The 11,900-nt window shown below is 61.0% G+C and carries 8 protein-coding genes and 1 pseudogene; 5 read left to right on the top strand and 4 right to left on the bottom strand.

All coding sequences use genetic code 11. The annotated features are described in order from the left end of the window. On the bottom strand, positions 1-1,317 hold the full coding sequence (gene senA, locus V5B40_RS13620) for a selenoneine synthase SenA (RefSeq protein ID WP_332355010.1): 1,317 nt from the start codon (positions 1,315-1,317) through the stop codon (positions 1-3). 32 nt (positions 1,318-1,349) lie between these two features. On the opposite strand from senA, the gene senB reads away from it, so the two are divergent. The 4 genes from senB (at position 1,350) to V5B40_RS13600 (ending at position 6,248) form a co-directional block, all read left to right on the top strand. Further along, complete coding sequence (gene senB, locus V5B40_RS13615; RefSeq protein ID WP_332355009.1) at positions 1,350-2,351, top strand: selenoneine biosynthesis selenosugar synthase SenB; 1,002 nt, start codon at positions 1,350-1,352, stop codon at positions 2,349-2,351. Positions 2,352-2,366: 15 nt separating this feature from the next. After that, positions 2,367-4,652 (top strand): selenide, water dikinase SelD, encoded by a 2,286-nt coding sequence (selD, locus tag V5B40_RS13610; protein ID WP_332355008.1) that lies wholly within the window; start codon positions 2,367-2,369, stop codon positions 4,650-4,652. 392 nt (positions 4,653-5,044) lie between these two features. Then, complete coding sequence (locus V5B40_RS13605) at positions 5,045-5,608, top strand: acetate uptake transporter (RefSeq protein ID WP_332355007.1); 564 nt, start codon at positions 5,045-5,047, stop codon at positions 5,606-5,608. Between the two features lie 85 nt (positions 5,609-5,693). Then, positions 5,694-6,248: a cache domain-containing protein gene (locus tag V5B40_RS13600; RefSeq protein WP_332355006.1), complete on the top strand. Its 555-nt coding sequence runs from the start codon at positions 5,694-5,696 to the stop codon at positions 6,246-6,248. A 224-nt stretch (positions 6,249-6,472) separates the two neighbouring features. Here the strand turns inward: V5B40_RS13600 and V5B40_RS13595 are convergent, their stop codons facing one another. Next, the gene (locus V5B40_RS13595; RefSeq protein WP_332355005.1) at positions 6,473-8,050 is read right to left on the bottom strand and encodes a hypothetical protein; all 1,578 of its coding nucleotides are present in this window, start codon (positions 8,048-8,050) and stop codon (positions 6,473-6,475) included. A gap of 250 nt (positions 8,051-8,300) precedes the next feature. Here V5B40_RS13595 and V5B40_RS25295 point away from each other — a divergent pair. After that, positions 8,301-9,553 (top strand): annotated as a pseudogene (locus tag V5B40_RS25295) (ISAzo13 family transposase). A gap of 18 nt (positions 9,554-9,571) precedes the next feature. On the opposite strand, the gene V5B40_RS13580 reads toward V5B40_RS25295, so the two are convergent. After that, positions 9,572-10,300 carry a hypothetical protein gene (locus V5B40_RS13580; RefSeq protein WP_332355003.1) on the bottom strand — a complete coding sequence of 243 codons (729 nt, stop codon included), beginning with the start codon at positions 10,298-10,300 and terminating at the stop codon, positions 9,572-9,574. Next, positions 10,297-11,403 (bottom strand): DNA-methyltransferase, encoded by a 1,107-nt coding sequence (locus V5B40_RS13575; protein WP_332355002.1) that lies wholly within the window; start codon positions 11,401-11,403, stop codon positions 10,297-10,299. The genes V5B40_RS13580 and V5B40_RS13575 overlap by 4 nt, the downstream gene beginning before the upstream one ends. Positions 11,404-11,900 lie beyond the last annotated feature (497 nt).

Below are 11,900 nucleotides of genomic sequence, written 5' to 3'. Positions count from 1 at the left end.
TCAGCCGGCGATGGTGCAGCTACGGAAGCCACTGAAAATATCATTGCGTTCCGGTGTGAAGTAGTTGCGGTAGCGCGGGTGACGCATTTCCAGCGCCGTCGCCTGGCTGGCACCGCGCAGCACGAAGCGGCTGTCGAACCACGGCGCCGAGTAGTCGCGGTAGGGGTGGGCGCGAAAGGCGGGGTAGGGCAGGAAACGGCTCGCTGTCCATTCCCAGAGCTGGCCCCATTTGTAGCATTCGTAGCCGCCGTCGTTCGGCGTAGCGAGGGTAGGGGGCGCGGCGAGAGGTGTGAGTGCTGCGAGTGCTGCCCACTCCCACTCGCCTTCCGTCGGCAGCCGCCGCCCGGCCCAGCGACACCAGGCGTCGGCCTCGAACCAGCTCAGATGGACGGCTGCGGCAGCGATCGGCAGTGGCTGCCACTGACCGAAACGGCGCTGTTGCCATCGTCCGCCGCTCTGGCGCAGATAACGCGGCGCATCAATGCCCGCGGCCTCGCGCCAGCGCCAGCCGGCGGACGACCAGTAGCGTGCCTGCTGGTAGCCGTTGGCGGTGACGAAGGGCAGATAGCGTTCCCAGCTCACTGGCGTGGAGTCGATCTCGAACGCAGGCAGTGCGATGGGGTGCGCGCTCAGCTCGTTGTCGAAGGCGAATCCTGGTTCCTCGTAGCCCAACAGCCACTCGCCACCGGGCAGATTCAGACGGGCCACTTTTGTTTGGCGCCCTGTTGCGCCGAGCTTGTTCGCCGGCAATTCAGGCAGGCGCAGGCTGCGCAGTGCGCTTGGCAGGGCGATGTCGAGTGCCTGCGCCATGTAGGTCGCCGCCTCGGCGTGCATTTGTTCGTGAAACAGGACCAGGCGGAAGAAATAGAGATCGGCCGGCGTCGCGCCAGTCTGCGCCAGCCGCGCCAGGGTCTCTGCGAGACTCGCTTCGAGATAGGCACGGGTCGCTGTCAGATCGGGCAGCGGCAGCTGCCAGCGTGTCGAATGCTCAATAGTGCTGGAGTTGTAGAGCGCGTCGGCTCCCGGCAGGCGTCCGGCTGGGCGGAACGCATCCGGATCGGCACCATCGCCGAGCGCGCGCTGCGTATTGCGCGCGATCCAGTAGTCCTGAAACCAGCCGATATGGCCGACTTCCCACAGCGGCGGATTCAGTTGCGGCGAAAATGGTATGTGCAACGCCGGGCCCAGTGCCTGTTCATAGGCGGTGAGCAGGGCCAGGGTGCGCTGACGGGCTGCCTGCAAAGCATCGATCAGCACCTGCCTGCCGCCTTCCCTGGCAGCGTCCGCCGCCGCCCACTGCCTGGCTGGTTTCGTCATCCTGCTTCGCCCCTATGAAAGAAGACAAGTTGTTGCCACTTCCCCAGGTGGTGATTGTGAGCCCGGCGCTTGCCGATGCCAACAACGGCAACTGGCAGACCGCGCGCCGCTGGCAGCGATTTCTGTCCTTGCCGACGCGGATCATCAAGGAATGGCCGGACGAGTTCGTCGACCAGGATCGGCTCATGCTGGCCTTGCACGCCCGCCGCTCGTCGTCGTCGATTGCCGCTTGGCGCGAAGCACGTCGCGTGCGCGGACTGGCCGTGGTTCTCACCGGCACCGACCTTTACCGCGACATCGAAACTGACGCCAGCGCGCAGCGTTCGCTGCAACTCGCCGATGCGCTGGTGGTATTGCAGGAACGCGCTCTGCTGGCTCTGCCGGCAGCATTGCGCGGCAAGACGCGGGTGATCTTTCAATCAACGAGCAGTCGGAAGACTTTGCCGAAGAGCCAAAGGTGCCTGCATGCGCTGATGGTCGGCCACCTGCGCGAAGAGAAAGATCCCGCAACGCTCTTTGCCGCCGCCCGGCTGCTTGCCGACCGCGGCGACATTCGCATCGATCACATCGGTAGCGCGCTCGATCCGCTGCTCGGCGAAGCGGCGACGGCGACAATGGCGGCGACGGCCAGCTATCGCTGGCTGGGCGGTCTGCCACACGCTGCCACTCGACGACGCATCCAGCGCGCCGACCTGCTGATTCACGCCAGCCGCATGGAAGGCGGGGCGCACGTGGTGATGGAAGCGGTGTGCAGTGGCACGCCGGTGATCGCCTCGGCGATCGCTGGCAACATCGGCATGCTGGGCCGCGATTACGCGGGCTATTACCACTGCGGCGACGCCCAAGGCCTGGCCGCGCTGCTCGTCCAGTGCCGAGCCAGCCAGGGGCAGAGGGACGGTCTGCTGGCGCGTCTCGCTGCGCAGTGCCGGCCGCGCGCCGCGCTCTTCGCGCCGGCTGCCGAACGCGCCGCCCTGCGGCAACTGGTCGCCGACCTGCTCGCCACCGCGCGCAGCGATCCGCTTGCCGCAAGCTAGAACGGAGTCCACGGGATGCATGCTGGCGAACAAACGGTCCTCAGAGATATCGTCCTTGTCGGCGGTGGACACAGCCACGTCGTGGTGCTCAGGCGTTTTGCCATGCGACCGCTGCCCGGCGTGCGTCTGACGGTGATCTGCAGCGATACGCATACCCCCTATTCGGGAATGCTGCCGGGCTACATCGCCGGGCACTACAGTTACGACGAAGTGCACATCGATTTGCGCCGCCTGGCCGAGTTTTCCGGCGCGCGCTACTTCCGTGCGCAGGTGGTCGGCCTCGATCGCGAGCAGCGCAAGCTGCTCTGCGCGCATCGCCCGCCGCTGGCCTACGACCGGCTGTCGATCAATATCGGCTCGATGCCGGCGGTTAACCAGGTCGAGGGCGCCGCCGAGCACGCCATTCCGGTCAAGCCCATTCGCCGTTTCAACGAGCGCTGGCTGGCTTTGCTGGAGCGCGTTCGCCAGCATGCCGGGGCGACGACCATCGCTGTTGTTGGCGCCGGCGCCGGTGGCGTCGAACTGACGCTGGCCATGCAGTATCGCCTGCGCAAGGAACTCCGCCTGCTCGGGCGCGACCCCGACGAACTGCGCTTCCACCTCTTTTCCGCCGCGCGCGAGATTCTGCCAACGCACAATGCGCGGGTGCGGCGTGCTTTCGAGCAGGTGCTCGTCGAGCGCGCGGTCGTGGTTCACTGCGACGCCGAAGTTCGCGCCGTAGGCAGCGGGCTGTTGCGCACCGCCCACGGCGAGACGCTGGCGACTGACGAGATCGTCTGGGTGACGCAGGCCGGTGGTGCGCCGTGGTTACGCGATACCGGCCTGGCGCTCGACGGCAGCGGTTTCATCCAGGTGCGCGACAGTCTGCAGAGCGTGAGCGACCCGCTCATATTCGCGGCCGGCGATTGTGCGGCGATGGTCGACCAGCCACTGGAGAAGGCCGGTGTTTTTGCCGTTCGCCAGGGTCGGCCACTGGCCGACAACCTGCGCCGCTCGATGCTCGAGCAGCCGCTGCGCGCCTACCACCCGCAAGCGCGCTGGCTGGCCTTGATCAGTACCGGCGACCGCTACGCCGTCGCTTCGCGCGGCGCGCTGCATACGGCGGGCGCCTGGGTATGGCGCTGGAAGGACTGGATCGATCGGCGCTTCATGACCCGGTTCAACGATCTGCCAGCGCCAGCCGTGGCGATGGCGAAGCCGCAAGGAGGCCATGGCGCCGTCCCGCTCGACGCGGCCGAATCGACGCAAGCCATCTCGGCGATTGCCATGCGCTGCGGCGGTTGCGGGGCCAAAGTCGGCGCCACGGTGCTGTCGCGAGCCTTGGCGGCGGTGCACCCGCTCGAGCGCGACGACGTGCTGATCGGCTTGCATGCTCCCGACGACGCGGCTGTCGTGCGTGTGCCGCCGGGCAAGGCGATGGTCCATACGGTCGATTTTTTCCGCGCTTTCATCGACGATCCCTGGCAATTCGGCCGTATTGCCGCCAACCACGCGCTCGGTGACATCTTCGCCATGGGCGCCGAAGCGCAGTCGGCGACGGCAATCGCCACCGTGCCGCCAGGCCTCGAGAGCAAGCTCGAGGAGACGCTGTTCCAGATGATGTCCGGCGCGATCGAGGTGCTCAATGAAGCCGGTTGCGCCCTGGTCGGCGGCCACAGCGGCGAGGGCCGCGAACTGGCGCTCGGCTTCGCCATCAACGGGCTGATCGACGAAGGTCTGGCGGGCGTGATGTGCAAAGGCGGCATGCGCCCTGGTGACCTGCTGGTTCTGAGCAAGCCGATCGGTACCGGTACCCTGTTCGCCGCGCATGCGCGTCTGCAGGCGAAAGGTCGCTGGATCGACGCAGCCCTGCTCTCCATGGATCAATCCAACCAGCTTGCTGCCACCTGCCTGCGTGAGCATGCTGCGACGGCGTGCACCGACCTCACCGGTTTTGGTCTGCTTGGTCACCTGGTCGAGATGACGCGCGCCTCCGGCGTCGATGCCGAGATCGATCTGGCCGCCTTGCCGGTTCTCGATGGTGCCGCAGAAACCAGCGCCGCGGGCATCCTCAGTTCGCTGCAACCGGCGAACCTGCGCCTGCGCCGCGCTCTGCGTGATCAGGAGCCGGCGCGCAGTCATCCGAACTATGCCCTGCTCTTCGATCCACAAACTGCGGGTGGGCTGTTGGCCAGTGTGCCGGCAGAGCGGGCCAGTGCCTGTATTGCGGCATTGCGCTCGCTGGGCTACCAGAAAGCGGTGGGCATTGGGCGGGTTCTGCCGGCCGCTGACGATCTGGCGCCGATACGGTTGAAATTGTAGCGCTGGCGCGGGTGGGTGGCCGCGTCCTTTGTCGGGTGAGCGATTCGTTCACTTTTACAAGCGTTCGGGCTGCTGCTCATCCTTCTCCTTTCCTTTGATTTTCTTCCGAAAACTATCCGTTTGGCAATACGCCATTCGGGAGATGCTGTTCGCAACAGCGTATCGCGACGGCGAATCTCTGATTCCTGGAGTGGTCTGCATTTGCAATGCATAAGGCGTAATGAGAAGTGCATTCCATGGCTTTTGTGGGGTCATGCGAGCGGTTATAATCCCGCTAAGTGCCGTGGCTTGACAGGCAATTTCCAACACGCATGGCACGATAAAACTTGTTATAGCGAGCGGTGGGGTGGCTACCCCGACCGCTGTTTTATGTCTTTTCCGGGGAGTAAGGTATGGCGGAGCAGAAGCTGGGAAATCCCGCGGTTGTCGGTCTGGCGGGTTTTGGTTTGACAACAATGATCTTGCAGTTTCACAACGTTGGCTGGATGGGCCTGGGTCCGGTGATCTGGTTAGGACTCATTTTCGGCGGCCTGGCGCAAATGATCGCCGGCCTGCAGGAGATGAAAACCGGGAATAATTTCGGCTATTGCGCGTTCACGGCCTACGGTTGTTTCTGGCTTTCCCTGACCTTGCTTCTGATCGGCAACCACTACGACATCTACACTTCGAGCAAGACCGACATTGGCTGGTTCCTCGTCGCCTGGACGGCGTTCACCGCGATCCTGTGGGTCGCATCGATGCGCATACACGGCGCCCTGGCACTGACCTTCACGCTCCTCTTGATCGGCTTCATTCTGCTTGATCTCGCGCACTTCGGCTATCCGGCCCTGACCGTTATTGCCGGCTATGAGCTGATGGCGACGGCAGCGATGGCATGGTACATCATGGCGCACATCATCTATGCGGACGTCTTTGGCCGGGATATCCTTCCGGTGGGCAAGCCCTGGATCAACTGAAACCTGTGCGGCGTCGGTCTGGCACAAGGATTCGCTCAGCCCACAGCCGCAATCATGAGCAACACAGATGAGGGAGCAAGAGGCTATGAAAGCTGGAAAGACAATTGGATGGATGGCGGTCCTGGTTGCCTGTGGCATTGGTCGCGTAGTGATGGCTGCGGAAAGCGGCACCGCCACGGCCGAAGAAGCAATCAGCAAAGTGCGGGCAGCGGCGAGCTTTCTGCACAGCAAAGGAACTTCCGGCTACGCGGAGTTCAACAACAGGGACGGCAGCTGGGTATGGAAGGATAGTTATGTCTTCGTCTACGACTGTCGGCAGGACAGGATGATTGCGCACCCGATGCGGCCCGATCTGGTGGGCAAGCCGATCATGCAGATTACTGATAACGCCGGCAAGTACATCTTCAAGGATCTCTGCAAGGCCGGCAACGAACCCCATGGCGGCTGGGTCGAGTATGCGTGGTCGAAGCCCGGGGCAGGCGCGCTCTCCCGAAAAATTTCCTATGCTCTGGCCGCGGATATTTCGTTCACCAGTGGCATTCAGGTAAGCGCCGGTACCTATGATGAAACAATGACTATCAAGGAATTGGACGCGGTACTCGAAAAAATGTCCGATCCGTCCAGGTATCAGGCGCTCTGAGCGTTTTGGCGCCGAAATCTCTGCGTAAGCGTCACCAAGCCGGCAGCCATCACGCCGGCGGTGACGAGTGCGGGAATACAGCTGATCAAATTGATTTCGGCGCTACGTGGACTTAGGCGATTGCCGGAAAAGAACGTACCAGATTGCGCCGGATTTTCGGTCGGCTTCAAGGCGCGACAACAGGCGCATAGTCGAACTATGAAATTCCCCCGCAGGACTTGTCTCTATTGCGCGAATGATTCTGACATGTTGAAAGCGGCTGGAAAGTCGATACGGCGGCAGCGGACGGCGGCCCACATCGCTTTCACGCCGTTTTGCGTGACCCGGTAGAGACGAGAGTTGGTGACTTTGGCGATCAAGCCATGGCCGCGTAGTTTGGCGATCAGGCGGCTGGTTCGATGCGTACGCCGCTTGATTTCGGCGGGGTTATTGGCAGGGGCCGAGTAAAGCTTGCCCTGGAGATCGCGGTTGCGGAAGCCATTGATGGCGAACTCGCCGGCCAGGAGCGAGGTGAACAGAGCGACGTTCTCCGCGGTGACCGGGTTGAAAGCGGCGACATGCCGACCGGCCTTGCTCTGTGACCGGCACAGGCGATCGATGGCCTCGATCGCCTGACCTTTAAGAGGAGCATTGGCCAAGGCGTCGATCAGGCGCGAGTTGGCACCGTGAGCGACTTCGGCATAGCGCCAGAAATTCGAGACCCCTTTGCGCATCGGCGACCACCGGCAGACGACCTGACCCTCGGCATTTTCGGACGAGGTGAGGATTTTGAACTCTGCCGGATTGTTGAGGGTGGTCTCGATTCTCAAGACGTTGAGATGATCGTAGAGTTTGACGGAGTTGCGTCGGATACGGAACTTGATCCGGCAACCTTCGGGCCGCTTCTTGCTGTCGATCACGACCTCGCCCGTGAAGAGGTGATGAGGTTTTTGGCCAAGAAAGCGCATGACGTCAGTGGCGCCGAAGCCGGTGATGGCGGCATGGACGAGGTCCTGGTGGATACGTTCGAGATCAGCTCTGGACTTGAACAGGAGATCGGTGGCCACTTCTGCCTGGTCCATGCCAAACCAGTAGCCGTCGAACTTCGCCGCGGCGATGGCCGGCAAGAGCGGATTGACGCTGGCCACCTGGCGAATCAGGAACGCAGGCCAGTCGGTGTGGTTGAACTGCTCGGCAAGTGCCGCGGTGGCTTCGAAATCCGACACCCAGAGAATCTTGTTGTCACTCCGCTCGAAGGCGACACCCACTTGCGGCAGTTGCCGACACAGCCACTCCCGGCCATTGACGTAAATCTGAGTGGCGTACGGTGCCCAGGTCTGGATACGCACGTGCATCCAGCCAAAAACCGGGTCGATCAGATACCAGTACAGGTGCAGGCAGCGGCGATTGCGCCGGACGACTTCCAGACGTTGTGTCTTGCGATTGCCGGCCACGGCGAACGAGAGGCACGGTTCGAGGACCGAGAAGATGCAGACCAGGCCTTCGCTGATGCCGTCCTGCTCGGCGATGGCCCGGGCCATCGCTTCCTTCGATCGACCGCTTGCGTGCGTGTGCGCGGAGGCGAGAAAGAGGTAGGGACGCCCCGCCTCTTCGGCAGTCGTCTTGGCGTGTTCGACGAGCGTTTTGGTTTCGCTTTCGAAGAACTTCCCGGCATCCTTGAGCAGCACGCCTCGCTTGGACAGGTAGCGGCCAAACGCACCATCCGGAAACATCGAGGTCAGGTAGCCCTTGAAGATTATCCGGTCGAATCCTTCGATCACACCCAGGATTGACTCTTCGTGCTTCTTGAGGAAAATGTCCATGTCGCCTCCCTTGCCGTGCGGTGGTCTACCTCCTACGTGGGGTTGAGGATATTGTCCTCGCAAATTAAATCCGGCGGTAGCGGGGGCGACACCCCTTTTTGGTTGCGGCCAACGGCCGCGCTATGTAACTGTTGTCATAACACAGAAGACGGGCGGAAAGACAAGCAAGATGGTATGTTATTTGACAGAAATCGCCTTAGGTGATTTCTACGGATCTTCATACCGTTGTATGCGATACTTTCAGTAGATTATGAGGTTGGAGGTATTGCTGATGAAGGCCGCCACGGTAGCTGAAAGCAAGGTTTCTCTTGAAGCCGTCCACATTGAAGATATCCGGCTTGCTTCGAGCAAGATGACGGGAGCGGACCGTAGGGTGTTTCAGGCGGAGATGACGCTGAAATACTGCGGGGGCAATCCTCGGCGTGCAGAGGACGTTTTCGGATGGAGTCGGCAGACGGTGCAGCTTGGCCTTCATGAGAAACGTACGGGGATTGTTTGTCTGGGGCTGCACGCGTTCCGCTGCGGCGCGAAATCGTGGGAGGAGAAACACCCGGAGGTGGCGCAAGCTCTCTGGGAACTGGCGGAAAGCCATGCCCAACAAGATCCGACTTTTCGCACGACTTTGTCATTTACCCGCTTGACGGCCGAGGAAGCCATCAAGCAGTTGCGAGCGCGGGGTTTTGCCGACGACGTGCTGCCGTCACGAAGCGGCATGTCGAAAGTACTGAACCGAAACGGGTACCGGCTGCGTCCGGTGCTCAAGGCCAAACCCCAAAAAAAGTCCCCGAAACCGACGCCATCTTCGCCAATATCCGGGAGCATGACCGAGATTGCCAAGGCGAGGCCGTCATGCGCGTAAGCATGGACTGCAAGGCGACGGTGAATATTGGCGACTACTCGCGAGGTGGCAAGACGCGGGGCGACAACCAAGCGGCGGATCACGACATGGGATGCGAAGAGAAACACACACCGTTTGGTGTCGTCGACGAAGACAGTGGGCGGCTCCATTTGTCCTTCGGAAGCTCGGCGAAGACCAGCGATTTCATCATCGACAGCCTCTACGCGTGGTGGGAGAGTCAAGCGTCCGAGGAGTGTGCTCGCGTCACACACATCCAAATCAAGGCGGATAACGGGCCGGAGAGCAATGGCCGGCGTACGCAATTTCTCAAGCGAATCGTCGAGTTTGCCGATCACACCGGGAAGTCCATCCGCCTCTTGTACTATCCGCCGTACCACAGCAAATACAATCCGGTGGAGCGTTGCTGGGGAATCCTGGAAAAGCACTGGAACGGCGCCAAGCTCACCGACACCCAAACGATGTTGGAGTGGGCAAAGAGCATGACGTGGAAAGGCATTCATCCCGTCGTCGAACTGAGCCGCACGGTCTATGAAAAAGGAATCACCGTGGCCAAGGATGCCATGCAAGCTGTCGAGTCCAGGCTGGCACGAAACCCACTTCTACCCAAGTGGGACATCCTGATCCGACCGGCTTGCACGGTATGAAGATCCGTAGAAATCACCTTAGTTGCTGAACCGCTTATCGTATTCTCGTGACAGGCGCACGAGGAGGGACGAATATTCCCTCTCCGTTTGTGCCAGATCAACCCACTCGAAGGGAAATGGAGGGGTGTTGGTTGCGCGAAATCGCAAGACCTGTAATTCGAAGAAATGCGGTGCGGCTTGAGCGAGAACTCTGGCTTCGGCGGGAGCCGCTTCCTGGCTGGGATGCTTGTGCTTCGTCCCGTCGGTGGGATGCTCGCGGTCACCTTCGAAGGAGGTATAGCAGGGCGCCTGATTGAAGCCCACGATACCGACACAGATGGGGTGGCCGCCAGTACGTTTGAACTCCTCCACCTGACGAATGAGGTCACCGATGACGCGGTCAATCTGCTTGATCATGGCTTTCGCGAGGATCTTGGTTTCGACTCCGATTTCGATATTCGCTATTTCACCCCTGGCGACGCGAAAACCATCTTCAGTGATCGCAATTGTGGTGGGTACAAGTTCTCCGAAGGTGCCATCGCCTCGTCGTGATTTCTTGCCGATCGTCTTGTTTGCAGCGTTGACGACTCGCTCCTTGCGAGTGACGCGATCCACCAGAAGTGTGGATTTCCCGAGCGTGACGAGATCCTCGTACAAATGGCTGGCGATGATGTCGCCGAGGACCGAGTTGCGGTGCCGATACTTCTGACCATCGAATGTGGCACGAAAGCTGTTGAGCAGCGAGAAGGAGCTTTGTTGCTTGCTCATCGGATTGTGACAGTCGCCATGGTGGCTCCGGATGCCATGGGTAGCCAGGCGGCTTCCCGGACCCGTGCTTCAGCCATGGCATGATAAGCAGGCTCGGACTCGTTGCTGATGCTATTGCGGCCCGATCGGAGCGCTGCTACGGCGGTGGTGCCCGTGCCGGAAAATGGGTCGAGAACGATGTCACCCGCAAAGGAAAACATCCGTATCAGGCGTTCGGCAAGCGTAACCGGAAACGGCGCGGGGTGACCGCGACGGGTCGACTCACCCTTGATGTCGCTCCAGATGGACCGCATCCAGGCCTGCATTTCCTCCTTGGTCAACATTGAGAGAACGCGCTGGAGGCTGTCAGGGGATCGATAGTTGCCTCCCTTGCGCATGAAGAGCACGTACTCCACGTCATTCTTGATAATCGCACCGGGTTGGTAGGGCTTGCCGTAGAAGCCAGCACCATTGCCCAGCGCTTCCGTGGCCCCGTTGGCGATTTTTTGCCAGAGAATCGGTGTCAGGCAGTCCAGCCCCACTCGCCGCGAACGAACCTGAATGTCTGCATGAAGTGGCATCACGAAATGCCTTCCCATTCGTTTGCGAGGCACGCAAACGTCACCGACGACACAGCAAATCCGTCCGCCCGGCGCGAGAATCCGGACGCACTCCGACCAAACTTTGTCGAGCTCGCTCAGGAAGGCCTCGTAATCGTCCACATCGCCAAGTTGCTGATCGCTATGCTCATACTCCTTGAGTGTCCAATAGGGAGGAGAAGTGACTACGAGATGGACGCTCCCGTCTGGGATCCATGAAAGCGAGCGGGCGTCACCCAAGTGCAACTCATGCCGGGTTTCATCGTAAGGTGCAGGCCATGGCAGATTTCTCATCAGCCCGTTTGCGCGGAGCATCTGTTCGACTGCGCCAGGAATATTGTCCGATTGCGGAAGATTCTCCAGGACTGCTCTAACCGCGGCATACGCTTCCTTCGCAACACGGGTCGACGGTGTCAAGTCGGGCCGGAAGATCGGCAACACGTCGGCCGAAGTATCGCTGTTCTTTGTCCGTGCTAATGCTCTCATGCCAAAAACCTCGAATGCAGAATGGACCGAGTGGAGCATTTTCACGCTTTCGAGTCAATGGCTCTTCTGGAGCGACAGGAGCCCGGGATGTTTCACCTTCGTGCAGTGAGGAGGTGAGGTCCGGGCCGCGTACGGAGATTCGTCGCCAGTCCAAAATCGTCGTAAGCGAGCAGGAAACGGGGCTAACGGTCATGACAGTCGAGATACCCGGGATGATGAAAGTCATGACCGTCCCCCTCTTCCCCCGGCCCTTCTCCCGCAGGGGGAGAAGGGAAATTCGTGAGTCGCATACGCGACTTTCACATTAACGGTCATTGCAGTTGCGGCCGCCCCGGATCATGAAAGAAAATTCGAGTTGGGAAGCGATGGGTAGAGGTCGCGCAAAGCTTTGGCGGCTCGACCCCGAACTTTAACGTGACCCGCTGAACCGACTCGTACCCCGGATTGCTGCCATCGAGCGCACACATTAAAAGGGCCGTTGGCGACCTGTCGCCTTCAGGCAACTTCGGTTCTGGCACCCACCGCTTCCCGTCTTC

This window comes from Candidatus Accumulibacter meliphilus (genome assembly GCF_036625345.1).
GTDB lineage: Bacteria > Pseudomonadota > Gammaproteobacteria > Burkholderiales > Rhodocyclaceae > Accumulibacter > Accumulibacter meliphilus.
This window is presented reverse-complemented; position numbering and strand designations above follow the sequence as displayed.